The sequence below is a fragment of the Rathayibacter sp. VKM Ac-2857 genome, assembly GCF_013205025.1.
GTDB lineage: Bacteria > Actinomycetota > Actinomycetes > Actinomycetales > Microbacteriaceae > Rathayibacter.
The window spans coordinates 384,007-409,065 of record NZ_JABMLE010000002.1 but is presented as its reverse complement, the minus strand read 5'-3'; the positions used below and the strand labels follow the sequence as shown (position 1 = coordinate 409,065).

The following is a 25,059-nucleotide window of genomic DNA, read 5'->3' as shown; positions in this document are numbered from 1 at the left end:
GGATTCCCCGGCGGCGACCGGGGCGCTCCCAGCCCGCCGCGAGCGGACGGCGGCGCGGGACGCCCGGGGTCAGTGTGTATGGTGTGCCTGTCGGGCGCCCGAAGCCGACGTGAACGGATCGTCGTTCCTCGTGCGGACGCCGCGCACCGCCTCCCCGCCGAAGGGGACCCGTCGGATTCCCTGAATCGTCCGACCCGACAGCATCAATCGAGGAGAACTGTGTCCGGCACGAAGAAGCTGGTGATCGTCGAGTCGCCGGCGAAGGCCAAGACCATCGCCCAGTACCTGGGCGAGGGGTACGAGGTGCTCGCCTCCGTCGGGCACATCCGCGACCTCATCGAGCCGAAGAACCTGCCGCCCGAGCTCAAGAAGGGCGGGCTGGGCAAGTTCTCCGTCGACGTCGACAACGGCTTCGAGCCCTACTACGTCGTCTCCGACCAGAAGAAGAAGACGGTCGCCGATCTCAAGCGCGCGCTGAAGAACGCCGACGAGCTCTTCCTCGCCACTGATGAGGACCGCGAGGGCGAGGCCATCGCGTGGCACCTCCTCGAGGAGCTCAAGCCCAAGGTCCCCGTGAAGCGGATGGTCTTCCACGAGATCACCAAGGACGCGATCCAGAAGGCCCGCGACAACACGCGCGACATCGACACCTCCCTCGTCGACGCGCAGGAGACCCGCCGCATCCTCGACCGCCTCTACGGCTACGAGATCTCGCCGGTGCTCTGGCGCAAGGTCGGGCCCGGGCTCTCCGCCGGCCGCGTGCAGTCCGCCGCCACCCGCCTCGTCGTGGACCGCGAGCGCGAGCGCCTCGCATTCGTCTCCGCGTCCTACTGGGACCTCGCGACGGTCCTCGCTCCCGAGGCCGACGCCTCGGCGGCCTTCGACGCCCGCCTGGCGCGCCTCGACGGCAAGCGGATCGGCAGCGGCCGCGACTTCGACGACCGCGGACAGCTCAAGGGCGACGTCACAGTCCTCGACGAGGCGTCCGCCGGTGCCCTCGCCGAGGCGCTGCGCGACCCGAAGACCCTGGTCCGCGTCTCGAACCTCGAGTCCAAGCCCTACTCGCGGCGCCCCGCCGCCCCGTTCACCACCTCGACGCTCCAGCAGGAGGCGGCGCGCAAGCTCCGCTTCTCGGCGCGCCAGACGATGAGCGTGGCGCAGTCGCTCTACGAGAACGGCTTCATCACCTACATGAGGACCGACTCGCCGAACCTCTCGCAGCAGGCGCTGAACGCCGCCCGCTCGCAGGCGGCCTCGCTCTACGGCGCCGAGACGGTCCCCGAGAAGCCCCGCCTCTACTCCGGCAAGAACAAGAGCGCTCAGGAGGCGCACGAGGCGATCCGCCCCGCGGGCGAGACCTTCCGCACGCCGGACCAGCTCGCCGGCACCCTCCGCGGCAACGACCACCGCCTCTACGACCTGATCTGGAAGCGCACCGTCGCCTCGCAGATGGCCGACGCCAAGGGCTCGACCGCCACGGTCACCCTGCTCGCCAACCCGGCCGGCGACACCGCACGCACCGCCGAGTTCACCGCCTCCGGAACGGTCATCACCTTCCGCGGCTTCCTGCTCGCCTACGAGGAGGGCCGCGACGAGGAGCGCCACGGCGCCCGCGACGAGAAGGACGCCAAGCTGCCCGTCCTCGAGGTCGGCCAGAGCCTGGTCGTCGCCGAGGTCGAGGCCAAGGGCCACGAGACCTCCCCGCCCCCGCGCTACACGGAGGCGAGCCTCGTCAAGTCGCTCGAAGAGCTGGGGATCGGGCGCCCCTCGACCTACGCCTCGATCATCACGACGATCGTCGACCGCGGGTACGTCACCCCGCGCGGCACGGCGCTCGTGCCGAACTGGATCGCCTTCTCGGTGGTGCGCCTGCTCGAGGAGTTCTTCTCCGACCTCGTCGAGTACGACTTCACCGCCGCGATGGAGGGCGACCTCGACCGCATCGCCGGCGGCGAGGAGGACCGGGTCGACTGGCTGAACCGCTTCTACTTCGGCGGCGGCGACCAGCCCGGGCTCCGGCACGTGGTCGACAACCTGGGCGAGATCGATGCGAAGAGCATCAACTCCGTCCGCATCACCGACGACATCACCCTGCGCATCGGCAAGTACGGCCCCTACCTCGAGGTCGCCCAGGAGGAGGGCCAGGAGACGCCGCGCCGCGTCAACCTGCCGCTCGAGCTCGCCCCGGACGAGCTCACGCCCGCCAAGGCGCAGGAGCTGGTCGACGCCCCGGTGCAGACTGATCGCGTGCTCGGCAGCAACCCGGACTCGGGCAAGACCGTCGTGGTCAAGGACGGCCGCTTCGGCCCGTACGTGACCGAGGTCGACCCGGAGCCGGAGACCACCGCCGACCCCGCCACCGGCGAGGTCGTCGAGCCCGCGCCGGCCAAGCGCGGCGCCAAGAAGGCGGTGGCCGTCAAGCCGCGCACCTCCTCCCTGTTCAAGTCGATGGACGTCGCGACCGTCGACCTCGCCACGGCGCTGCGCCTGCTCGACCTGCCGCGCACCGTCGGCGAGGACCCGGAGTCGGGCGAGCCGATCACCGCGCAGAACGGCCGCTACGGCCCCTATCTGAAGAAGGGGACGGACAGCCGCTCCCTCACCAGCGAGGACCAGATCTTCGAGGTCGACCTGCCGACCGCGCTCGAGGTGTTCGCCCAGCCCAAGTACGGCGCCAAGCGCGCCACCAGCGCCCTCGCCGAGTTCGAGGCCGACCCGGTCAGCGGCAAGCCGATCCGGATCCGCGACGGCCGCTTCGGCGCCTACGTGACCGACGGCGAGACCAACGTCACGATCCCCAAGGGCCAGCCGATCGAGGAGATCGACTTCGAGCAGGCGGTCCAGATGCTCGCGGACAAGCGGGCGAAGGGCCCGGCTCCCAAGAAGGCCCCGGCCAAGCGCGCACCGGCCAAGAAGCCCGCGGCGAAGACGACGGCGGCGAAGGCGACGGCCACGAAGACCACGGCCGCGAAGACCACCGCCGCGAAGACCACCGCGACGAAGGCGACGGCAGCGAAGACGACGGCAGCCAAGACCACGGCGGCGAAGACCACCGCCGCGAAGAAGCCCGCCACCACCCGCGCCCGCAGCACCGCGGCGAAGGCGACGGGCGCGACGGAGTCGTGACCGGGCTGTTCGTCACCCTCGAGGGCGGGGACGGCGCGGGCAAGACCACGCAGGCCCGGCTGCTCGAGGAGTGGCTGGGCTCGCGCGGTGAGACCGTGCGGCGCACCCGCGAGCCGGGCGGCACCGAGGTGGGCGTGCAGATCCGCGAGATCGTGCTGCACCACCGCGGCGAGATCGATCCGCGGGCCGAGGCGCTCCTCTACGCCGCGGACCGCGCGCAGCACATCGGCACCTTCGTCCGCCCCGCGCTCGAGCGGGGCGAGGTCGTCGTCCAGGACCGCTACATCGACTCCTCCGTCGCCTACCAGGGGGCCGGCCGGGTGCTCGACGCCGCCGAGGTCCGCTCCCTCTCGGAGTGGGCGACCCGCGACCTGCGCCCCGACCTCACCGTCCTGCTCGACCTCGACCCCGCCGTCGCCCGCACCCGGCTGGACGCCGCGCGCACCCGCTACGACCGGCTCGAGGCCGAGAAGGCCGAGTTCCACGGCCGGGTGCGCCAGGCGTTCCTCGACCTCGCCGCAGGTGATCCCGATCGCTTCCTCGTCCTCGATGCGAGCCGCCCCGTCGACGAGCTCGCCGCCGCCGTCCGCGCGCGTGTCGAGCCGATGCTCGACGCCGGTCAGCGCGACGCGCGGCCCGCTGTCGGACCTCGCGGTTAGCCTGGACCCGTGAGTGTCTGGAGCCAGCTCGTCGGCCAGGAGCACGCCATCGGCGCCCTGCGCGACGCCTCGACCCCCCGCGACGAGAACGGCCACGAGTCGTCCTCGATGACCCACTCCTGGCTGATCACCGGGCCGCCCGGCTCCGGCCGCTCGAACCTCGCCTACGCCTTCGCCTCCGCGCTGCTCTGCCGCCGCGGCGGCTGCGGCGAGTGCCCGGACTGCGCCCAGGTCGCCGCCCGCTCGCACCCCGACCTCGCCGTGCTCGCCACCGAGCGCGTCATCATCTCCATCGAGGAGGTGCGCCGCCTCGTCTCGTCCTCCCAGTACTCGCCCTCGGTCTCGCGCTACCGCGTCATGGTGATCGAGGACGCCGACCGGATGAGCGAGCGCACCTCGAACGTGCTGCTCAAGGCGCTCGAGGAGCCGCCGGAGCGCACCGTCTGGATCCTCTGCGCGCCCAGCGAGGCCGATCTGCTGCCGACCATCCGCTCCCGCGTGCGCTCCGTGCGCCTCCGGGTGCCGAGCGTCGAGGACGTCGCGGGCCTGCTCGAGCGCCGCGACGGCGTCGACGCGGCCACCGCCGAGCGCGCCGCCCGCCAGGCGCAGAGCCACATCGGCATGGCCCACCGGCTCGCGACCGACGCGAACGCCCGCGAGCGGCGCGAGGAGACCCTCCGCATCGCCCTCGGCCTGCGCGGAGTCTCGGACGCGGTGCTCGGCGCGGCGCGGATGATCGAGGTCGCCACTGAGGACGCGAAGGCCTACACGCTCGAGCGCGACGAGGTCGAGCGGCAGCAGGCGCTGCGCTCGCTCGGCGTCGAGCCCGGCGGGACGATCCCCGCTCAGCTCCGCTCGCAGCTTCGGACGCTCGAGGAGGACCAGAAGCGGCGCGCGACGCGCAGCCTCCGCGACGGCCTCGACCGCATCCTCGTCGACCTGCTCTCGCTCTACCGCGACGTCGTGCGCCTCCAGCTGGGCGCCCCCGGCGGTGTGATCAACGAGGAGGTGCGCGGTGAGATGACCGCGCTCGCCTCCTCCACCGCCCCCGACCGCACCCTCGCCGTGCTCGACGCCGTGGCGGAGGCCCGGCAGCGCATCGACGCCAACGTCTCGCCGGTCCTCGCCCTCGAGGCGATGCTCGTGGTCGCCGCTCGGCGCCCGGTGGCCGCGTGAGGCGCCCGGGCCGCTGGACGGCGCTCGCCGCGGTCGGCGCCGCGGTCGCCCTGCTCTCCGGCTGCTTCGCGCCCGGGCCGTCGCCCGAGCGCACCTCGACCCCCGCCGTGCAGCCGGTCGCGGCCGATCTCGAGCAGTACTACGGCCAGGTTCTGGTCTGGGACGACTGCGGCGAGGGCATGCAGTGCACCGACGCCACGGTCCCGCTCGACTGGGAGGATCCGGCCGGCGACACCGCGTCGATCGCCCTCGTCCGCCATCCGGCGACAGGCGGGGACGCGATCGGCTCGCTGCTGGTGAACCCCGGCGGACCCGGCGGATCCGGAGTCGAGCTCGTCCGGGACAGCCTCGACTACGCCGTCGACGCCGAGCTCGCCGCCCGCTTCGACGTGGTCGGCTTCGACCCGCGCGGCGTCGGCGCCTCGACCGCGGTGTCCTGCCTCGACGCCGCCGGCCTCGACTCCTACCTCTACGACATCGTCCCGGGCGAGCGCGGCAGCGACGAGTGGATCGCCGCGCAGCGCACCGCGTCCGCGGCGTTCGCCGCCGCCTGCGAGCAGGGCAGTGGGGCGCTGCTGCCCGAGGTCGGCACGACCAGCGCGGCGCGCGACCTCGACGTGCTGCGGGCGGCGCTGGGCGACGAGTCGCTGCACTACCTCGGCTACTCCTACGGCACCTTCCTCGGCGCGACCTACGCCGGACTCTTCCCCGACCGCGTCGGCCGGCTCGTGCTCGACGGCGCGATCGACCCGGCCGCGACCTCGCTCGACGTGGTCCGCGAGCAGGCGATCGGCTTCGAGAGCGCGCTGCGCGCCTACCTCGCCGACTGCCTCGGCTCGGAGGGCTGCCCCTTCACCGGCACCGTCGACGACGGCATGGGCCAGGTCGCCGCGATGCTCGAGCGAGTCGACGCCTCGCCGATCCGCGCGGAGGACGGCCGACAGCTCGGCTCGAGCACGCTGCTCACCGCGATCGTCTATCCGCTCTACTCGGCCTCGTCCTGGGGCGGGCTGAGCGAGATGCTCACGGACGTCCGCCGGGGCGGCGCGGAGATCGCCTTCCAGTACGCGGACGCCTACAACGGCCGCACGGCCGACGGGACGTACGACGGCAACACGACCGAGGCCTTCCTCGCGATCAATTGCGTCGACTACGCCTACGACGCCGAGACGGAGTCGATGCGCGCCGACGCGGCCGAACTCGAGGCGGCCGCGCCGACGCTCGGCCGCTACCTCGCCTACGGCGACATCCTCTGCGGCGAGTGGCCGGCCGCCTTCGAGGGCTCGCGCGAGCCGATCACGGCGGAGGGCGCGGCCCCGATCCTCGTCGTCGGCACCACCAACGACCCGGCGACTCCCTACGTCTGGGCGCAGGCCCTGGCGGGGGAGCTGTCCGACGGGCACCTGGTCACCTTCGACGGCGAGGGCCACACGGCCTACAACAAGTCGAACGCGTGCGTGAACGACGCCGTCGACGCCTACCTGCTCGAGGGCGTCGTCCCCGAGGAGGATCCGCAGTGCTGACCGAGCAGGAGCGCCGCGGCGCGTCGGAGCAGCCGGGGCTCCGCGAGCGCAAGCGCCTCGCCACCCGGCGCGCGATCGAGACCGCGGTCCTGCGGCTCGCGAGCGAGCGCGGCCCCGACCGCGTCACCATCGAGGACGTCTCGCGCGCGGCCGACGTGTCGACCCGCACGTTCTTCAACTACTTCGCCTCGAAGGAGGACGCCCTCGTCGGCGGCCTGCCCCTGATCTCCGACGAGACCGCCGCCGCGTTCCTCGCCGGTGGTGCGCCGTTGCTCGTCGACCTGCAGGCCGTCTTCGTCGCGGCGGCCGAGGTCCCGGGGGAGGAGGACCGCGAGCTGCACCTGCTGCGCCGCAGTCTCTTCCGCGAGCACCCCCAGCTCGTCGGGCTCAAGATCGCCGGCATGCGGGAGTTCGAGCTCGCCCTCGAGGACCTGGTCGCCGAGCGCCTGACCCGCGGCGGGACGGACGCCGAGGCGGTGCGCAGCCGGGCCAGGATGCTCACCCTGCTCGGCCTCGCCGCGATGCGGCACGCCTGGGCGGGCTGGGTCGACCACGACGGTCGCGACGCGCTGCCCGGTCTCATCGTGCACTCGTTCGAGGAGCTGCGCGGCGCGCTCGCGGAGTAGCCCGCGGGCCCCGCGCCTCGATTCACGCCCCGGCCCGCGAGCAGGCTATGCTGTGTAATCGTGTCCGGGGCCACCACCCCGCGAGCACGCCGCCTTAGCTCAGTCGGTAGAGCGTCTCACTCGTAATGAGAAGGTCGTCGGTTCGATTCCGACAGGCGGCTCCGCATTTTCCTCCGGTGGTGTAGCCGCGAGTGCAGCCATCGCCCCGGATCCCTCGCCCCCAGGCCTCGTCGATCCCGGCCCGTTACCCTGGTTCGGATGACCGACACCCCGCCCCGACGCCGACCGCGCGCCCTCGTCGTCGCCGCGGCCGCCGTCGCCGTGCTGCTGGGCGTCGGAGCGTTCGGCGCCGGGACCGCCATCGGGCGTACGACGACTCCTGCCGCGGTGCCCACCGCCTCGGCACCTGCCATCGCGACGCCGACGGCCACACCGACCCCGACGCCGACCGCGCGCCCGGCCGGTGCCGACACCGCCGAGGCGCTGCGCACCTGCTCCGTCGCCGGGCTCGCGGCGGACCCGCGGCTCGGCTCGATGCAGGCGCGGGTCGTCGCCGCCGCGACCGGCGAGGTGCTCTTCGACCGCGGCGGCACGACCGCCTCGCGGACGGCGTCCGCGCTCAAGATCCTCACCGCCGCCTCCGCGCTCGCCGTCCTCGGCCCCGACACCCGGATCGCCACGACCGTCGTCGCGGGCGACGCTCCCGGCAGCGTCGTGCTGGTCGGCGGGGGAGACCTCACGCTGAGCCGGCTGCCGAGCGGGCAGGAGTCGGTCTACACCGGCGCCGCGCACCTCGACGACCTCGCCGCGCAGGTCGAGAGCGCCTGGGACGCCGATCCGGCAACGGCGGACACGGCGATCTCCTCCGTCGTCCTCGACGCCTCGCTCTACTCCGGCGACACCTGGCAGCCGAGCTGGAACCGCAAGGAGCAGACCGACGGCTACATGCCCGAGGTCACCGCTCTGCAGGTCGACGGCGACCGCGCGGACCCGACCGCCTCCACCTCCCGCCGCGGTGACGATCCCATTGGGCGCGCGGGCGACGCCTTCGTCGGGGAGCTGTCCGGCTCGCCCGCCGTGAGCCTCGGCTCCGCTCCCGCCGGCGCGCGGGTGCTCGGCACCGTCGAGTCGGCCCCGGTCAGCACCCTCGTGCAGCAGATGCTGCTCGTCTCGGACAACGCGATCGCCGAGATGCTCGCGCGGCTGGTCGCGATCCGCACGGGCTCCGGCAACGACTTCGGCGCCGAGCAGGCGGGCGTCCTCCAGGGACTCGCCGGCTACGGAGTGGACACGGCCGGGATCGCGATCGTCGACGGCTCGGGCCTGAGCGACGACAACGCGGTGGCGCCGGCCTACTTCACCAGCCTGCTGCGGAAGATCCAGGCGCGGGAGGGGCAGCTCGGTGTGCTCCTCGACGGTCTGCCCGTCTCCGGGCGCACCGGCTCGCTCTCCTACGCCGATCGCTTCGCCGGCGACAACGCCGTGGCCGACGGCGCCGTCCGCGCGAAGACGGGATGGATCGACACCGGCTACACGCTCGCCGGTGTCGTCGACGCTCAGGACGGCACCGCGCTCACCTTCGCCGTCTACGCGCTCGGCGACGTCTCCGACTCGGCGAAGACCGCCATCGACACGCTCGTCACCGGCTTCTACCGCTGCGGCGGCGCGCTCTCCGACTCCTGACCGCGCACCGAAACCCCGACCCCCGCCCCGAGAGGACCACCATGACCACGGCACTCCTGATCGTCGACGTGCAGAACGACTTCACCGAGGAGGGCGCCCTCGCCGTGACGGGCGGCACCCGCGTCGCCGAGGCGATCACCGCGCACCTCGCCGCGAGCCCCGGCCGCTACGCGACGGTGCTCGCCTCGCGCGACTGGCACGACGGCGACTCCGACAACGGCGGGCACTTCGCCGCCGAGCCCGACTACGTCGACACCTGGCCGGTGCACTGCGTCGCGGGGACCCCGGGGGCGGAGTACCACCCGGCGCTGGCCCTGGACGCGGTCGACGCGCACATCCGCAAGGGCCAGGGCCGGCCGTCCTACTCGGCCTTCGAGGGGACGACCGGCGACGGCGAGCCGGTGCCGGCGCTGCTCGAGCGCCTGGGCGTCACCGAGCTCGACGTCGTGGGGCTCGCCACCGACTACTGCGTGCGGGCGTCGGCGCTCGACGCGCAGGCGGCCGGGCTCGAGGTGCGCGTGCTCTCCGACCTCGTCGCCGGAGTGTCGGCCGAGGGGAGCGCCGCCGCGCTGCGCGAGCTGACCGCGGCCGGAGTGCGCGTCGAGGCGTCCTCCACAGGCGGGTCCTCGTCCACAGGACCGACCGGCTCCTGAGCCGCGCCCGGGGCCGGTCGTAGACTGAGAAGCATCGTCGTGCGGGGTCCGCGCGACTCGATCCGCACAGGAAGAGTGTTCTCGTGAGTGATTCCGTCGTTCGAAGCGCCGCCGAGGCGGCCCTGCTCGCCCGCGTCCCGTCGCAGCTGTTCATCGGCGGCGCCTGGGTCGACGGCTCGGGCGGCGGCACGATCGACGTCGAGGATCCGGCCACCGGCGAGGTGATCCGCACGATCGCGGACGCGACTCCGGCGGACGGTCTGCGGGCGCTCGACGCCGCCGTCGAAGCGGGGCCCGCCTGGGCCGCGACGGCGCCGCGGAAGCGCGCGGAGGTGCTCCGCCGCGCCTTCGACCTGCTGCAGGAGCGCAAGGACGACTTCGCGCTGCTGATGACGCTCGAGATGGGCAAGCCGTTCGCCGAGGCGCTCGGCGAGGTCGCCTACGGCGGCGAGTTCCTCCGCTGGTTCAGCGAGGAGGCGGTGCGCATCTCGGGCCGCTACGGCGTGAACCCGGAGGGCACGGGGCGGATGATCGTCTCGCAGCACCCGATCGGCCCGTGCTACCTGATCACGCCGTGGAACTTCCCGCTCGCGATGGCGACGCGCAAGATCGCGCCGGCCCTCGCCGCCGGCTGTACCGTCGTGGTGAAGCCGGCCGAGCTGACGCCGCTGACCACGCTGGCCTTCGCGGCTCTGCTCGCCGAGGCGGGCGTGCCGGACGGCGTCGTCAACGTGGTGACCACCTCGTCCGCCGGCGCGGTGTCGGAGCCGATCCTGTCGGACCCGCGGCTGCGCAAGCTCTCCTTCACCGGCTCGACGCCGGTCGGGCGGACGCTGCTGCAGCAGGCGGCCGAGGGCGTGCTGCGCACCTCGATGGAGCTCGGCGGCAACGCGCCGTTCGTGGTCTTCGAGGACGCCGACCTCGATCGCGCGGTCGAGGGCGCGATGCTCGCGAAGTTCCGCAACATCGGCCAGGCCTGCACCGCCGCCAACCGCTTCTTCGTGCACGAGTCGATCGCCGAGGAGTTCGCCGCCCGCGTCACCGAACGGGTCACCGCGCTCACCGTCGGGCGCGGCACCGAGGCGGGCATCACGATCGGACCGCTGATCGACGACCGCGCGGTCGAGAAGGCGGCCTCGCTGGTGCAGGACGCCGTCGAGCGCGGCGCCGAGGTCCGCGTCGGCGGGCACGGCATCGACGGAGCCGGGCACTTCTACGAGCCGACGGTGCTGGCGGGGGTCGCGGCCGGCAGCGAGATCCTGCGCACCGAGATCTTCGGCCCGGTCCTCGCGATCGTGCCGTTCCACGACGAGGACGAGGCCGTGGCGCTCGCCAACGACACCGAGTTCGGTCTCGTCTCCTACGTCTTCACCCGCGATCTCGCCCGCGGTCAGCGGATGATCGAGCGGCTCGCCACCGGGATGATGGGCCTCAACGTCGGCGTCGTCTCGAACGCGGCGGCGCCCTTCGGCGGCGTCAAGCAGTCAGGGCTCGGCCGCGAGGGCGGGCTCGAGGGCATCCACGAGTACCTCAGCACCAAGTACACGCTCACCCCCGACCCCTTCGCCTGATCCGTGGAGCTGATCGAGGTCCGCTCGCTGGAGGACCCGCGGCTGCGCGACTACGCGCACGCCACGGACGTCGCGCTGAAGAACGCCCGCGGGCCGCACGGACTCTACCTCGCGGAGTCGGCGCTGGTGCTCGAGCGCGCGCTCGCCGCCGGGCACCGGCCGCGCTCGGTGCTCTCGCTCGGCGGCTCGGTCGAGGAGGCCGAGCGGCTGCTCGGCGACCGGGACGTGCCGGTCTTCACCGGACCCGGCGAGCTGCTGGCCGAGCTGACCGGCTACACGCTGCACCGCGGTCTCATCGCCGCGCTGGACCGGCCGGTGCTGGCCGATCCCGCGACGCTGCTCGCCGACGCCCGCCGCGTGGTCGTGCTCGAGAACGTGGTCGATCCGACCAACGTCGGCGCGATCTTCCGCTCGGTCGGCGCGATCGGCGCGGACGCCGTGCTGGTGACCCCGCGCTGCTCCGACCCCTTCTACCGCCGGGCGATCCGCGTCAGCATGGGCACGGTGCTGCAGGTGCCGTGGACCCGGGTGGGCGACTGGCCGAGCACGCGCGCGCTGCTGCACGACGCCGGCTTCACGATCGCGGCGATGGCGCTGACCCCGGAGGCGGTGCCGCTGCGCGACTTCGCCGCCGACGTCCCGGAGCGGGTCGCGCTCGTCCTCGGCACCGAGGGGGAGGGGCTCACCGCCGAGGCGCTGGCCGCCGCGGACGTCGCGGTGCAGATCCCGATGCGGTACGGGATCGACTCGCTGAACGTCGCCGCCGCGAGTGCGGTCGCGATGTGGGCGCTCGCAGCTCCCTGACCCCCGTCAGGGCCGGGGTCCGTCGTTCCGCGCACGTTCGGCACGCCGCTCCGGAGGCCTGCGCTACGCTCGCCTCGAAACCGCCCGTCACCGGTCCTCTCCCGCCGCCCCGTCACTCCGCCCCCGCCCACTTCTCGAGGTCGTCCATGTCCGAGCGCACCCGGTCCCGCGCCGCCCCCGCACTGCTCGCGCCCGCCGCGGCGCTGCTGCTGGTGCTGACCGCGGGCTGCGCGCTGGACCCGGCCGAGGTCCCCGATTCCGGGGGGACCCCCGCGCGGACGATCCGGGCGACCGAGCCGACGCCGGGTGCGACCACCGCGGTGACCGAGGGCGATGCGGTCTCGCAGCTGATCACACGCTGCCTCGCGCGCTACGGTCTCAACGAGCGGCCCGCCGCCCCGGACGGCTCCGGAAGCGAGACGGAGTGGCTGGCGGCCCAGGAGGCGATCGCCGACTACGACCGCACCCTCACCGACTGCTCCGCCGAAGCGCTCTCCTCCGACGCCCCCGCCCCGACGATCGCGCCCTGATGCGCGTCGAGGGCTGCGCGGCGCTGGTCTCCGGCGGAGCTTCGGGGCTGGGCGCCGCGACGGCGCGGGCCCTCGCCGACGCCGGAGCGCGGGTCGTCGTGCTCGATCTGCCGGCGGCGCTCGACGGCGCCGACCTGCCCGGGTCGGTCCTGCGGATCGCGGGCGACGTGCTCGACACCGACGCCGTCCAGCGGGCCGTGACGGCCGCCGACGGGCTGCGGATCGCGGTGACCTGCGCCGGCGTCGCCACGCCGGGGCGCCTGCTCGGCCGCGACGGACCGCTGGCGCTCGACGCCTTCGAGCGGGTCCTCCGGATCAACACCGTCGGCACGCTGAACGTCCTGCGGCTCGCGGCGGCCGCGATCGCCGAGGGCGAGCCGGTCGAGGGGGAGCGCGGCGTCCTCGTCACCACGTCGTCGATCGCCGCCTTCGAGGGGCAGATCGGCCAGGCCGCCTACGCCGCCTCGAAGGGCGCCGTCGCCGCGCTGACCCTGCCGCTGGCACGCGAGCTGGCGGCCGCGTTGATCCGCGTCGTCTCGATCGCGCCCGGCACCTTCGACACCCCGCTGCTCGCCGGTCTGCCGGAGGCTGCCCGTGTCGCCCTCGGCGAGGCGGTGCCGCACCCGGCCCGGCTCGGCAGACCGTCGGAGTTCGCGGCGCTCGTCCGCCACGTCGTCGAGAACCCGATGCTCAACGGCGAGGTGATCCGCCTGGACGGCGCGCTGCGGATGCCGCCGCGCTGACGGCCGCCCGCAGGCCCGCCGCCCGGCTCAGACCAGCAGCTGGTGCTTGGCCAGATCGCGGTAGAGCGGCGTCGACTCGACGAGCTCGGAGTGCGTGCCGATCCCGACGACCTCGCCCTTCTGCAGCACCACGATCTGGTCGGAGTCGACGACCGTCGAGAGGCGGTGCGCGATCACGAGGAGCGTCCGGTTCTCGGCCACGGCGTCGATCGCGAGCCGCAGGCGCTGCTCGTTCAGGCCGTCGAGGCTCGAGGTCGACTCGTCGAGCAGCAGGATCGGCGGGGCGGCGAGGAGCGCGCGGCCGATGGCGAGGCGCTGGCGCTCGCCGCCCGAGAGCATGACGCCGCTCTCGCCGACGGGGGCGTTCAGGCCGAGCGGGTTGCGCTCGAGCACATCGGTGAGGTTCACGGCCTCGAGCACCCGCAGGCAGTCCTCGTCGGAGGCATCGGGGCGCCCGAGCACGAGGTTCTCGCGGAGGGTGCCGGCGAGCACCGGCGCGTCCTGCTCGACGTAGCCGATCTGGGCGCGGAGGGCGTCGCGGTCGATCGCGGTGATGTCGACGCCGCCGAGCCGGACCACGCCGGCCTCGGGGTCGTAGAAGCGCTCGATCAGGGCGAGGATCGTGCTCTTGCCGGCACCGGACGGGCCGACCAGGGCGGTGCGCTTGCCGCGCGGCACCGTGAAGGAGACGCCGCGCAGGACGGTGCGGTCGCGCGCGTCCTCGTCGACGTCGAGGGCCTTCTCGTCGTAGGAGAAGACGACGTCGTCGAAGGCGATCGCGGAGTCCGCGACGCCCGGGCCGAGGCCGCCGCCGTCGCGCTCGCCGTCGCCCTCGATCGGCAGGTCGATGATCTCCTGGATCCGCCCGAGCGCGCCGAGCGCCGAGTTGACCGAGGTGATCGCGCCGATGAAGTTGCCCAGCGGCATCACCATCATGAAGAGGAAGAGGATGAACGAGACCAGCTGGGCGATGTCGATCGCGCCCGAGGCCACGCGGTAGCCGCCGACGCCGAGGACGGCGAGGAAGGCGACCTGCATCGCGATCCCGGCGACCGGGACGACGAGCGCGGAGATGTGCGCGACGCGGATGCCGAGCCGGTACGCCTCGGTGGCGTGCGTGTCGACGACGGCGATCTCGCGGTCGGTGGCGCCGGCGGCGCGGATGGTGCGGACGGCGCTGATCGCGCGCTCGACGGCGGCGGCGAGGTCGCCGACCTTCTCCTGGGCCTTCCGGCTGGCGACGCGGATGCCGCGGCCGAGGGTGAGGGCCGCGCCGAGGGCCACGGCGACGACCACGACGATGATGAGCAGCAGCACCCAGTCGATGATCGCCATGGCGACGATCGCGCCGACGAAGAGCAGCGAGCCGGCGATCGAGTCGACGAGGCCCTGGGTGAGCACGGCGCGCAGCAGCGTGGAGTCGGAGCCGACGCGCGAGACGAGGTCGCCGGTGCGGCGGGCGTCGAACTCGCGGATCGGCAGGCGGAGCAGGCGGGCGACGAGGCGGCGGCGGCTGGAGAGGACGATCCCCTCGCCGGTGCGCTGCAGCAGGTAGTGCGCGAAGCCGGAGATGAGGCCGGAGGCGACGACGAGCACGAGGAGCGCCCAGACGAGCGGGCCGAGGTCGAGGCCGTCCTGCACGCGGGTGATGACCTGGCCGACGACGAGCGGCTGGGCGAGGCTGGCGGCGGCGCCGAACAGGCTGAGCACGACCACGACCGAGAGGATGCCGCGGTGCTCGAGCAGGTAGGGGACGAGCTGCGAGAAGGAGGCGCGGGGTCCGTCGTCCTTGCCGCGGCGGGGCCGCCGTCCGCCGCGCGTGCTCTCGGTGGTGCTGCTCATCGCTCGTTCGTCCTCGCTCATGCCCTGCCGTACCTCTTGTGGACCGCCGTCCATCTTGCCCCTTCGTGGCTGCGAACCGGCCCTCGATCGGGACGGGAAGTCATGCCGATCGAGTAGCCCGCGGAGCGGGCGTATCGAGATCCACCGGCGTCAGAACGCGAGTCTGCGGACCCGCCCTGTTGGGGACGGTGGGTCTCGATACGTCCCTGCGGGGCTACTCGACCAGCATGAAGGGTCGACCAGCATGAAGGGTCGACCAGCATGGAGGGTCGACCAGCATGGAGGGCCGGCGCCGCGTCCTTCCGCGCGGGTCCGGAGACAGGTCCGGCCCGCCGGGGGAACCGACGGGCCGGACGTGCAGGAGAGGAGCGTCCTACGACACGTTGTCGTGGTACGCCGTGTGCTGGGTCTCCTTCGAGAGCAGCAGTGCGATGAGTGTGAGCACCGCCGCGCCGCTGAGGTAGAGGCCCACCAGCAGCGTGCTGCCGCCGGCCGACTGCCAGAGCGCCACCGCGATGATCGGCGCGACCGCCGCTCCGAGGATCGATGCCAGGTTGTACGACATCGCCGAGCCGGTGTAGCGGACGTTGGTCGGGAACAGCTCGGGGAGCACGGCCCCCATCGGGCCGAAGGTCAGACCCATCAGCGTGAAGCCGAGGATCAGCACCGCCATCACGCCCGCGAAGCCGCCGCTGAAGAGCGGGACGAAGAGCAGGCCGAAGACGAGGATCGCCGCGGTGACGACGAGCAGCGTGCGGCGTCGGCCGAACTTCTCGGCCAGCGGGCCGGAGACGAGCGTGAAGATGCCGAAGAACACGACGCCGACGATCAGCATGATCAGGAAGTCGTTGCGGCTGTAGCCGAGGCCGGGGGTCGGCGCGTCGGAGGGCGTGGTGCCGTAGGTCAGCGTGAACGTGGTCATCAGGTAGAAGAGCACGTAGGTCGCCAGCATGATGAACGTGCCGAGGATGAGCGGGCGCCAGCTGGTCTTGAAGACGCGGGCGAGCGGCAGCTTGGCCACCTCGCCGTTGTCGACGACCTTCTGGAACGCCGGGGTCTCGACGAGCTTGAGGCGCACGTAGAGGCCGACGATGACCAGCACGGCACTCGCGAGGAACGGCACGCGCCAGCCCCAGGCGGCGAAGGTCTCGTCGCTCATGGTGCTCGCGAGCACCAGGAACAGCACGTTGGCGACGATGAAGCCGATCGGAGCGCCGAGCTGCGGGAAGGTGCCGTAGATGGCGCGCTTGTTCGCGGGGGCGTTCTCGGTGGCCAGGAGCGCGGCTCCGGACCACTCGCCGCCGAGGCCGAGGCCCTGGCAGAAGCGCATCACGACGAGCAGGAACGGAGCGAGGAACTCCCAGCCCGGCGTGAGCGCGGTCGGCAGGCAGCCGATCAGGAAGGTCGCGATGCCCATCGTGAGCAGGGAGGCGACGAGGGTCCCCTTGCGGCCGACGCGGTCGCCGAAGTGGCCGAAGATGATCGACCCGATCGGGCGCGCGATGAAGGCGACGCCGAAGACGGCGAAGGAGGCCAGGAGCGCGGTCGCCGGGTCCTCGTTCACGAAGAAGAGCGAGGGGAAGACCAGGACGGCGGCCGTCGCGTAGGCGTAGAAGTCGTAGAACTCGATCGAGGTGCCGATGAGGCTCGCCAGGATGACCCGGCCCCGCGAGTTCTGCGGGGCGGCGGCGGGAGCGTCGGCTGCGGTACGGGAAGAAGACATGGAAGAGGGCTGCTCCGGTGGAGGGGTCTCCCGGTGCCGGCGGGGGCGGCGTCGATCGGGCGCTGCGGGCCGCGGGGGCCGAGGGGGAGGAAGGGTAGGGCCGCTCGTGACGACCCGTCCACTTTACTCCGCGGTCTCACAGCAAAGTGCGCCGACGCCCCCGATCAGGGGGACGCCGGCGGTGTGGAATCGCTGCTAGCCGCGGAGCTCGCGGAGGACGAGCGCGGTGGTGACCGCCGCCTCCGCCGCCTCGCGGCCCTTGTCCTCCTTCGAGCCGGGCAGGCCGGCGCGGTCGATGCCCTGCTGCTCGGTGTCGAGGGTGAGCACGCCGAAGCCGACCGGCTTGCCGGTCTGGATCGAGACGTTCGTGAGCCCGGAGGTCGCCGCGTCCGAGACGTACTCGAAGTGCGGGGTGCCGCCGCGGATGATGACGCCGAGGGCGACCACCGCGTCGGCGCCGGCCTCGAGGGCGGCCTTCGCGGCGACCGGCAGCTCGAACGAGCCGGGGACGCGCACGAGCGACCAGGAGGCGCCGGACTCGTCGAGCGCGGCCTTCGCGCCGGCGATCAGCCCGTCGGTGATCTGCTGGTGCCAGGTCCCCGCGACGACGACGATGCGGAGGCCGCTCCCTTCGACGGGGGAGGTGGTGGGGGCGCCGCTACCGGCCATGGCTTACTCCTTCGGTGTCGCGCCGGAGGGTCCGGCGTCGAGGGGGTCGAGTCCGACGAGGGCGTCGAGATCGCTGAAGTGGCCCATCCGGTCGCGCTTGGTCGCGAGGTAGCCCTGGTTGAAGGCGCCGACGCCCGCCACCAGCGGCACGCGCTCGGAGACGGTGATGCCGCGGTCGGTGAGCTGGCGCACCTTCTCGGGGTTGTTGGTGAGCAGGCGGACGTCGGTGACGCCGAGGTCCTCGAGGATGCCGACGGCGGCGCCGTAGTCGCGGGCGTCGGCGGGCAGGCCGAGGGCGAGGTTGGCGTCGAGGGTGTCGAGCCCGTCCTCCTGCAGCCGGTAGGCGCGGAGCTTGTTGATCAGCCCGATGCCCCGGCCCTCGTGCCCGCGCAGGTAGATCACGACGCCGCCGTCGCGTTGGATGGTGTCGAGCGCCGCGTCGAGCTGCGGCCCGCACTCGCACTTCAGCGAGCCGAAGGCCTCGCCGGTGAGGCACTCGGAGTGCACCCGCACGAGCGTGCCGCGGCCCTCGCCGATCGGGCCGGCCACGACGGCGACGTGGTCGGCGCCCGTCTGGCGGTCGCGGTAGGCGCGCAGCCGGAACGGGCCGTGCGTGGTCGGGACGGTCGTCTCGACCTCGAAGCTCACCCGCGGGGTGTCGCGGGCCGGCTCCACGCTCGTCGCGTCGAGCTCGGCGTGGTGCTCCTCGAGGTAGGCGATCAGGGCGGCGACGGTGGTGACCGGCACGTCCTCCCGCTCGCCGAGGGCGATCAGGCCCGGGAGGCGCATCATCTCGCCGTCCTCGGCCACGATCTCGGAGATGGCGCCGACGGGCTCGAGGCCGGCCAGCCGCATCAGGTCGACCGCGGCCTCCGTGTGGCCGTCGCGCTCGCGCACGCCGCCCTCGACGGCGCGCAGCGGCAGGATGTGGCCGGGCCGGTGCAGCCGCGCCGGGGTCGCCTCCGGATCGGCCAGCACGCGGAGGGTGTGCGCGCGGTCGGACGCGCTGATGCCGGTGGAGAGGCGGTCGGCGGCGTCGACCGAGATCGTGTAGGCGGTGCCCCGCGGGTCCTCGTTGTCGACGACCATCAGCGGAAGCTCCAGGCGATCGGCGATCTCGTTGGTCATCGGCGCGCAGATGAAGCCGGAGGAGTGGCGCACCATCCAGGCGATCGTCTCCTGCGTCGCGAGCTGGGCCGAGACGATGACGTCGCCCTCGTTCTCGCGGCCCTCGTCGTCGGCGACGATGATCGGCCGGCCGGCGCGGAGGGCCGCGACGGCCTCGGGGATGCTGGCGAGGCTCATGCTCGACCTCCGGTGGTGGCGGCGGACCGCAGCGCGAGCATCCGCTCGACGTGGCGGGCGAGGATGTCGGTCTCGATGTTGACCCGGTCGCCGACGGCGCGGGCGCCGAGCGTGGTGGCGGCGAGCGTCTCGGGAATGAGCGAGACCTCGAACCACTGCTCGGGCTCGGTGGCGGGGCTGATCGCCGAGACCGTCAGCGAGACGCCGTCGACGGCGATCGAGCCCTTGTCGGTGACCAGCGGGGCGGCCTCGGCGGGGAGGGAGAAGCGCAGCACGCGCCAGGCGTCGCCGGGGGTGACCGCGAGCAGCGTCGCGGTGCCGTCGATGTGGCCCTGGACGATGTGGCCGCCGAGGCGGTCGCCGACCAGCGCCGCGCGCTCGAGGTTGACCGGGTCGCCCACTGCGACGCCGTCGAGGGTCGACATCCGCAGGGTCTGCGCCATCACGTCGGCGGTGAAGCCGTCGGCCGACTGGTCGACGACGGTGAGGCAGACGCCCGAGACCGCGATGGAGTCGCCGTGCCGGGCGCCCTCGACGGCCAGCGGGCCGCGCACGGTCAGGCGGATCGCGTCGGTCCCTGCCGAGACGGCGGTGACGACGCCGACCTCCTCGATGATTCCGGTGAACATCAGGACTCCTTCTGCGGGGCGGGCGGCCGGCGGGCGGGGGAGCCCGGCCGGGCGGTGACGAGGAGGTCGCCGCCGAGGACCTCCACGGAGCGGAGGTCGAGGCGGTGCGCGCCGGCGATGCTCGTGACGCCGAGGTCGTCGAGGGCGAGGCGCGGGCCGCCGAGCAGCGCCGGGGCGAGGTAGACGAGGAACTCGTCGACGAGGCCGTCGGCGACCAGGGCGGAGGCCAGGGTGGGCCCGCCCTCGACGTAGACGTGGCGGACCTCGGCGTCGTAGAGGCGGTCGAGGACCGCGGCGAGGTCGTGCGTGCGCTCGAGGACCGGGGGGCGCGGGTGCCCGAGGACGCGGGCGCCGGCGGGGACGCCGCGCTCGCCGACGACGACGGGCAGCGGCTGCTCGGCGAGGAGCTCGCCGGCGTCGCCGCGGGCGGTGAGACTCGGGTCGTCGGCGAGCACCGTGCCGGTGCCGACGAGGATCGCGTCGGCGGCGGCGCGCTGCTCGTGCACGCGCTGCCGGGCCGCGGCGCCGGTGATCCAGCGGCTGCTGCCGTCGGCGGCGGCGGTGCGGCCGTCGAGCGCGGACGCCCACTTGAGGGTCACCCAGGGGCGGCGGCGGCGGGTCGCGGCGAGCCAGACGTGCAGGAACTCCTCCGCCTCCTCGGCGAGGACGCCCTCGATCACCTCGACCCCGGCCGCGCGGAGGGTGTCGCCGCCGCCGGCCGAGCGGTCGCCGGGATCGCCGACGGCGTAGACGACGCGGGCGACGCCGGCGTCGATCAGGGCGCGGCTGCAGGGGCCGGTGCGTCCGGTGTGGTTGCAGGGCTCGAGGGAGACGACGGCGGTGGCGCCGGTCGCAGCGCCGGGGGCGAGGGCGGAGAGGGCGTCGACCTCGGCGTGCGCGGTGCCGGCGCCGTGGTGCCAGCCCTCGGCGAGCACGGAGCCGTCGGGCGCGAGGACGACGCAGCCGACGCGCGGATTCACGCCGCGGGCGGGGCCGCGCTCGGCGAGGGCCAGTGCCCTGCGCATCGCGTGCTCGAAGTCGATCGTCATTCCCGGTTCCGTTCGTCGCCGAACTCCGGGGTGCGAGCGGCGGTGCGCGGGCACCGTCGTTCAGCGCCGCGCTCGCGCGCGACGCTCGTGCTGCCTCCCATCCGGACTTTCACCGTCGGTCCCGGAATTCCACCAGGTCAACCGCCTCCCACCGAAGTGGTCAGCGGCTCGCGGACTGTCACCGCCGGTTCGGACTCTCACCGACCCCGGAGCACGTTGTATCCCCGCCAGCCTACTCACCGCGGCTGGGAGCGGGGTCTCGCAGCGTCATGCTCGTCGGCGGCGGCGGGTCTGGATACGCGCTTCGCGCTACTCGACCAGCATGTGGCGCTCATGCTGATCGAGTAGCCCTCGGAGAGGGTGCATCGAGATCGACCGTCGATCGGTGGGTGGGTCTCGATACGCGCTTCGCGCTACTCGACCAGCATGTGAGGGCTGCGGCGGCACCGTGTCGATCGAGAGTCGGGGCGGCTCGCTCATGCTGATCGAGTAGCCCTCGGAGAGGGCGTATCGAGATCGACCGTCATCTGGAGGGTGGGTCTCGATACGCGCTTCGCGCTACTCGACCAGCATGCTGCCGCCGAGGGGGTCAGGACTGGTCGGCGGCGGCGACGTGCTCGGCGTGCGCGCCGTGCTCGTCGTAGTGGTCGCCGTGCAGGGCGTGGCGGTGGGTGCCGTGCGCGTAGTCGACGTGGTCGTCGTGCTGGACGGTGGTGTGGCCGCAGCCGTCGCCGTGCTCGTGCTCGGTGACGTCGTGCTCGGCGTGGAGGTCGGTGGTGCTCATGGTGCTGCCTTTCGGAGGAACGCGGCCGCCGGTCGGCAGCCATGACCAGTGGACCAGATCCATAAACGCATCGCAATACATTCTGGTAATCGAGAGTGATGATCATCCGCAGCAGCGGGCTACCCTCGAGGCGATGGACGAGGACAGGTACGGGCAGGACGTGCTCGCCGGGAACTGGCGGGCGAAGAACACGGTCGAGGTCGCGGTGGTCGAGGCCGAGCGCGATCTCGTGGTCGAGGAGGTCGCCTCCGGCTTCGTCGGCGCCGTCGTCGGCGTCGAGCTGAGGATGGTGAAACTCGAGGACCGCTTCGGCAAGGTCCGCGTCTTCCCGATCGGCCCGGGCTTCCTCATCGACGGCAAGCCGGTGTCGTTGAAGGCGCCCGGCCTCAAGCGCGACGCGAACCTCGGCCGGGCGCGGTCCGCCTCCGGCTCCTTCCACGTCGCCGATGCGAAGGCGCGCGTCGCGCTGCCGAGCCGCATCTACGTCGAGGGCCGGCACGACGCCGAGCTGGTCGAGAAGGTCTGGGGCCACGACCTGCGGGTCGAGGGCGTGGTCGTCGAGTACATCGAGGGCGTCGACAACCTCGACGAGCTGGTCCGCGCCTTCGCGCCCGGTCCGGGGAGGCGGATCGGCGTGCTCGTCGACCACCTCGTCCGCGGGTCGAAGGAGTCGCGGATCGCCGACGCGGTCGCCGCCGGTCCGCACGGCGCGCACGTCCTCGTGGTCGGCCACCCCTTCGTCGACGTCTGGCAGGCGGTCAAGCCGGCCCGCGTCGGCCTCGAGCGCTGGCCCGACGTCCCGCGCTCGATCGAGTGGAAGAAGGGCATCTGCCAGGCGCTCGGCTGGCCGCACGACGAGCAGGCCGACATCGCGCGCGCCTGGCAGCGCATCCTCGGGCAGGTCCGGACCTTCAAGGACCTGGAGCCCGCGCTGCTCGGCCGGGTCGAGCAGCTGATCGACTTCGTGACGGAGCCGGCGTGACCCGCCGCGCCGGGCTCGGCCTGGCGCTGGACGTCCTCCTCGTCGCGGTCTTCGTGCTGATCGGGCGGCGGACGCACGACGGCGACTCGGTGCTCGCGGGCTTCCTCGTGACGCTGTGGCCCTTCCTCGCGGCGCTGCTGCTGGGCTGGGTGATCGCGCGCGCCTGGCGGACGCCCAACCGCGTCCTCGTCTCCGGACTCGTGGTCTGGATCGTGACCGTGGCGGGCGGGATGCTGCTGCGGGTGCTCTCGGGCCAGGGCGTGCAGCTGAGCTTCGTGGTCGTCACCACCGTCGTGCTCGGGGTGTTCCTGCTCGGTCGCCGCGCGCTCAGCCGGCGGATCGGGCGACGGCGCGCGTAGAGCGGGCGGTCCGGGTCAACCGAGGATCCGCACGCCGAAGTGCTCGGCGAACAGCGGCAGCATCAGGCTGAGCTGCAGCTCCGTGAGCGCGACGCCGCGGAGTCCGTCGAGACCGCCGAGCACGTGCAGCTCGGCGCCGCGCAGGTCGAGGTCCTGGATCCTCGCGCCGGGCAGCTCGAGCGAGCGGATGTCGCAGTCGGGGAAGGCCACCCGCGAACCGGTGGCCCCGCCCAGGTCGAGCTCGTCGATCGTGCAGCGCTCGAAGAGGACGTCGCGCAGGGTCGCTCCGCGCAGGTTGACGTAGCCGAGCTTGCAGTCGGAGATGCGGACCTGCTCGAAGGTGCTCTCGTAGAGCTCGGCCGAGCCGAGCCGCGAGGAGGCGAGCTCGATCGAGCGCCAGCGGCTGCGGGGCGCGGACAGGCCCGGCACGTCCAGCCGCTCGAGCCGCGATTCCACGAGGGAGGCGGCGCGCAGCTGCGCCCGCTCGAGGACGACGCCGTCGAGCGCGCACTCGCTGAAGGACGCGGCGGTGAGGTCTGCTCCGGTGAGGTCGACGCCGTCGAAGCGGAGCCCCTCGGCGTGCTCGCGCGCGCCGGTGTCGCCGGCGTAGCCCTCGGCGAGGCCGTCGAGGAGGAGTGGATCGAAACGGGGAGCAGGGAGGGCGGCGCGCACCCGGCGAGCCTACGCGGCGAGCCTCTGCGCGCGACGCGGCTCCGGCGGTGAGAGCATGGCGGCATGCCTCGACTCCTCGCCGTCTGCCGCGTCGACCGCCTGCTCCCGGACCCCGGCCTGGTCGGGGTGACCGCCATCGACAAGCGCCCCGTCGAGGGGCCGGTCGTCATCCGCGACCTCGGGGTCTACGCCGACGTGCAGGCCGACCGCGCGCACCACGGCGGCGAGGCGAAGGCGCTCTACGCCTACGCCCGCGAGGACGCCGAGTGGTGGGAGGAGCGGCTCGGCTACGAGATGCCCTCCGGACGATTCGGCGAGAACCTGCGGGTCGAGGGGCTCGACCTCACCGGCGCCGTGATCGGCGAGCGCTGGAGGATCGGCGAGAAGGTCGAGGTCGAGGTGACGATGCCGCGGACCCCGTGCGCGACCTTCCAGCGCGTGCTCGGCGAGCCGCAGTGGGTCAAGCGCTTCGCCGAGGAGGGGCGCACCGGCGCCTACCTGCGCGTGCTGCACCGCGGCAGCATCGAGGCGGGCGATGCGATCGAGCTGCTCTCGCGCCCGGAGCGGGCCGTGCCGCTGCGCCGCTGGTTCGTCGAGCGCCGCGCGGACGACGCGCAGACCCTCCTCGACGCCGAGGCCGCCGGCGAGCTGCGCCTCGCCGCCGACCTGCGCCCGTACGTCGAGCGCGCGCTCGCCTGACCCGCGGATCGCGGCGGCGCGGGGGTCTCGATACGCCGCTGCGCGGCTACTCGACCAGCATGGTGGGGCCGCTGCGCGTCCGAGTCACCAGCATTGGTGGGGCCGCTGCGCGCGTCGATCCGTCACGAGTGGTCGTCTCAGGTCGACCGAGGGGACCGTTCGTGACGGATCGACGGGCCCGGCGCGGGTGTGGAGAACGGGTGGGGCTGTGGAGAGCCGTTCTCAAGGGTCCGCGTGCGGCACGGTGTCGGGATGCCGCAGTCGTCCCGTCTTCCCGCCGAGCTCCTCGGGCGGCCCTTCACCGTCGGCGAGGCCGCGCGCGCCGGTCTCGCCCGGGGGCGGCTGCGCAGCGGCGATCTGACGGCGCCGTTCCACGGCGTTCGGGTCGAGGGCGACGGTCCGGACCTCGAGATCCGCGCGCGGGCGCTCCTCGCCCTGCTCGGGCCGGGCGCGGTCCTCAGCCATCTGACCGCGGCGAGGCTCTGGCCGCTGGAGCTCCCGCGCGCCCTGCCGGAGGAGCCGCTGCATGTCAGTGTGCGGGCGCCGGCTCGGGCGGCACGGCGTCCGGGGGTCGTCGGGCACGCGGTGTCCGATGCGCGGGTGCGGCGCGTCGTCCGGCACGGCCTGCCGCTGACCGACGGGGCGTCGCTGTTCTGCCACCTGGGCACGCTGCTCGAGCTCGACGATCTCGTGGCGGTGGGGGACGCGCTCGTGCGGACGCCGCACCGCGGAGATCCGGGGGATCCGCGCCCCTGGGTGCCGCTGGGGGAGCTCCGCGAGCGGGTGGCGTGGTTCTGCGGGCGCGGGGCGGCGCGGCTGCGCGAGGCGATCGCGCTGGTGCGCGACGGCGCCGAGTCACGGCCGGAGACCCGCTTCCGGCTCGCGTCGGTACGGGCAGGACTGCCGGAGCCGCAGCTCCAGGTGCCGCTGTTCACGTCGGCGGGCGTCTTCGTCGGGCGGCCTGACGGCTGGTACGAGCGGGAGAGGGTGTCCTGGGAGTACGAGGGCGACGGCCACCGCACGAGCAACTGGCGGTTCGCGCGCGACGTCGGCCGCTACGACGATTTCCTCGCGATCGGTGTGCACCCGGTGCGCATCGTCGCGGCCGAGTTCCTGCCGCACCCCGAGCGCTCCGTCGAGCGGCTGCGCCGGGCGCTCGCGGATCGAGCGCGCCCGTGAGCGCTGCGGTCCTGGGTCTCGATACGCCGCTGCGCGGCTACTCGACCAGCATGGAGGGGCCGCTGCGCGGCTG

The 25,059-nt window shown here is 73.5% G+C and carries 23 protein-coding genes, 1 tRNA gene and 1 riboswitch; of the genes, 16 read left to right on the top strand and 8 right to left on the bottom strand.

The genetic code is table 11. The features are described from left to right. Positions 1–219: 219 nt before the first annotated feature. From topA to HQQ86_RS09265, 12 genes are all read left to right on the top strand, one after another. A complete protein-coding gene (gene topA, locus HQQ86_RS09320; protein ID WP_173287851.1) occupies positions 220–3,126 on the top strand; it encodes a type I DNA topoisomerase in 2,907 nt (968 codons plus the stop codon). After that, on the top strand, positions 3,123–3,785 hold the full coding sequence (tmk, locus tag HQQ86_RS09315; protein WP_173287850.1) for a dTMP kinase: 663 nt from the start codon (positions 3,123–3,125) through the stop codon (positions 3,783–3,785). The genes topA and tmk overlap by 4 nt, the downstream gene beginning before the upstream one ends. Positions 3,786–3,794: 9 nt before the next feature. Beyond that, positions 3,795–4,961 carry a DNA polymerase III subunit delta' gene (locus tag HQQ86_RS09310; RefSeq protein WP_173287849.1) on the top strand — a complete coding sequence of 389 codons (1,167 nt, stop codon included), beginning with the start codon at positions 3,795–3,797 and terminating at the stop codon, positions 4,959–4,961. Continuing rightward, complete coding sequence (locus HQQ86_RS09305) at positions 4,958–6,484, top strand: alpha/beta hydrolase (RefSeq protein WP_173287848.1); 1,527 nt, start codon at positions 4,958–4,960, stop codon at positions 6,482–6,484. Before HQQ86_RS09310 ends, HQQ86_RS09305 begins: the two co-directional genes overlap by 4 nt. Then, a complete protein-coding gene (locus HQQ86_RS09300) occupies positions 6,478–7,110 on the top strand; it encodes a TetR/AcrR family transcriptional regulator (RefSeq protein ID WP_367948604.1) in 633 nt (210 codons plus the stop codon). Before HQQ86_RS09305 ends, HQQ86_RS09300 begins: the two co-directional genes overlap by 7 nt. An 88-nt stretch (positions 7,111–7,198) precedes the next feature. Next, positions 7,199–7,271, top strand: a tRNA-Thr gene (locus tag HQQ86_RS09295). Positions 7,272–7,368: 97 nt separating this feature from the next. After that, on the top strand, positions 7,369–8,793 hold the full coding sequence (dacB, locus tag HQQ86_RS09290) for a D-alanyl-D-alanine carboxypeptidase/D-alanyl-D-alanine-endopeptidase (RefSeq protein ID WP_173287847.1): 1,425 nt from the start codon (positions 7,369–7,371) through the stop codon (positions 8,791–8,793). 41 nt (positions 8,794–8,834) lie between these two features. Continuing rightward, positions 8,835–9,446 carry an isochorismatase family protein gene (locus tag HQQ86_RS09285; RefSeq protein ID WP_173287846.1) on the top strand — a complete coding sequence of 204 codons (612 nt, stop codon included), beginning with the start codon at positions 8,835–8,837 and terminating at the stop codon, positions 9,444–9,446. A gap of 83 nt (positions 9,447–9,529) precedes the next feature. Continuing rightward, positions 9,530–11,017, top strand: coding sequence for an NAD-dependent succinate-semialdehyde dehydrogenase (locus tag HQQ86_RS09280; RefSeq protein ID WP_173287845.1), 1,488 nt, complete (start codon positions 9,530–9,532; stop codon positions 11,015–11,017). Between the two features lie 3 nt (positions 11,018–11,020). Further along, a complete protein-coding gene (locus HQQ86_RS09275; RefSeq protein WP_173287844.1) occupies positions 11,021–11,821 on the top strand; it encodes an RNA methyltransferase in 801 nt (266 codons plus the stop codon). 146 nt (positions 11,822–11,967) lie between these two features. After that, positions 11,968–12,351 carry a hypothetical protein gene (locus HQQ86_RS09270; protein ID WP_173287843.1) on the top strand — a complete coding sequence of 128 codons (384 nt, stop codon included), beginning with the start codon at positions 11,968–11,970 and terminating at the stop codon, positions 12,349–12,351. After that, a complete protein-coding gene (locus HQQ86_RS09265) occupies positions 12,351–13,094 on the top strand; it encodes an SDR family NAD(P)-dependent oxidoreductase (protein ID WP_173287842.1) in 744 nt (247 codons plus the stop codon). Before HQQ86_RS09270 ends, HQQ86_RS09265 begins: the two co-directional genes overlap by 1 nt. A gap of 27 nt (positions 13,095–13,121) precedes the next feature. Here the strand turns inward: HQQ86_RS09265 and HQQ86_RS09260 are convergent, their stop codons facing one another. From HQQ86_RS09260 to HQQ86_RS09230, 7 genes are all read right to left on the bottom strand, one after another. Then, the gene (locus tag HQQ86_RS09260) at positions 13,122–14,936 is read right to left on the bottom strand and encodes an ABC transporter ATP-binding protein (RefSeq protein WP_133963222.1); all 1,815 of its coding nucleotides are present in this window, start codon (positions 14,934–14,936) and stop codon (positions 13,122–13,124) included. A gap of 373 nt (positions 14,937–15,309) precedes the next feature. Then, on the bottom strand, positions 15,310–16,659 hold the full coding sequence (locus tag HQQ86_RS09255) for an MFS transporter (protein ID WP_173287841.1): 1,350 nt from the start codon (positions 16,657–16,659) through the stop codon (positions 15,310–15,312). Positions 16,660–16,854: 195 nt separating this feature from the next. Continuing rightward, entirely contained in the window at positions 16,855–17,328 is a 474-nt protein-coding gene (gene ribH, locus HQQ86_RS09250; protein WP_173287840.1) for a 6,7-dimethyl-8-ribityllumazine synthase, read from the bottom strand. A 3-nt stretch (positions 17,329–17,331) separates the two neighbouring features. After that, complete coding sequence (gene ribA / locus HQQ86_RS09245; protein WP_173287839.1) at positions 17,332–18,633, bottom strand: GTP cyclohydrolase II; 1,302 nt, start codon at positions 18,631–18,633, stop codon at positions 17,332–17,334. Beyond that, positions 18,630–19,262: a riboflavin synthase gene (locus HQQ86_RS09240; protein WP_173287838.1), complete on the bottom strand. Its 633-nt coding sequence runs from the start codon at positions 19,260–19,262 to the stop codon at positions 18,630–18,632. Before HQQ86_RS09240 ends, ribA begins: the two co-directional genes overlap by 4 nt. After that, the gene (gene ribD, locus HQQ86_RS09235) at positions 19,262–20,311 is read right to left on the bottom strand and encodes a bifunctional diaminohydroxyphosphoribosylaminopyrimidine deaminase/5-amino-6-(5-phosphoribosylamino)uracil reductase RibD (protein WP_254071984.1); all 1,050 of its coding nucleotides are present in this window, start codon (positions 20,309–20,311) and stop codon (positions 19,262–19,264) included. The genes HQQ86_RS09240 and ribD overlap by 1 nt, the downstream gene beginning before the upstream one ends. Before the next feature lie 84 nt (positions 20,312–20,395). Next, positions 20,396–20,529, bottom strand: a riboswitch (FMN riboswitch). A 371-nt stretch (positions 20,530–20,900) separates the two neighbouring features. Then, positions 20,901–21,095: a zinc transporter permease gene (locus HQQ86_RS09230; protein WP_173287837.1), complete on the bottom strand. Its 195-nt coding sequence runs from the start codon at positions 21,093–21,095 to the stop codon at positions 20,901–20,903. Between the two features lie 133 nt (positions 21,096–21,228). Between HQQ86_RS09230 and HQQ86_RS09225 the strand changes: the two genes are divergently transcribed. After that, positions 21,229–22,077 (top strand): DUF3097 domain-containing protein, encoded by an 849-nt coding sequence (locus HQQ86_RS09225; RefSeq protein ID WP_173287836.1) that lies wholly within the window; start codon positions 21,229–21,231, stop codon positions 22,075–22,077. After that, on the top strand, positions 22,074–22,436 hold the full coding sequence (locus tag HQQ86_RS09220; RefSeq protein WP_173287835.1) for a DUF3054 domain-containing protein: 363 nt from the start codon (positions 22,074–22,076) through the stop codon (positions 22,434–22,436). Before HQQ86_RS09225 ends, HQQ86_RS09220 begins: the two co-directional genes overlap by 4 nt. A 15-nt stretch (positions 22,437–22,451) precedes the next feature. Here the strand turns inward: HQQ86_RS09220 and HQQ86_RS22010 are convergent, their stop codons facing one another. After that, positions 22,452–23,108: a pentapeptide repeat-containing protein gene (locus tag HQQ86_RS22010; protein ID WP_173287834.1), complete on the bottom strand. Its 657-nt coding sequence runs from the start codon at positions 23,106–23,108 to the stop codon at positions 22,452–22,454. A gap of 63 nt (positions 23,109–23,171) precedes the next feature. Between HQQ86_RS22010 and HQQ86_RS09210 the strand changes: the two genes are divergently transcribed. Together HQQ86_RS09210 and HQQ86_RS09205 are read left to right on the top strand one after the other, a co-directional pair. Further along, positions 23,172–23,807: an MOSC domain-containing protein gene (locus HQQ86_RS09210; RefSeq protein ID WP_173287833.1), complete on the top strand. Its 636-nt coding sequence runs from the start codon at positions 23,172–23,174 to the stop codon at positions 23,805–23,807. A 252-nt stretch (positions 23,808–24,059) separates the two neighbouring features. Continuing rightward, positions 24,060–24,986 carry a hypothetical protein gene (locus HQQ86_RS09205; RefSeq protein WP_173287832.1) on the top strand — a complete coding sequence of 309 codons (927 nt, stop codon included), beginning with the start codon at positions 24,060–24,062 and terminating at the stop codon, positions 24,984–24,986. Positions 24,987–25,059: the final 73 nt, after the last annotated feature.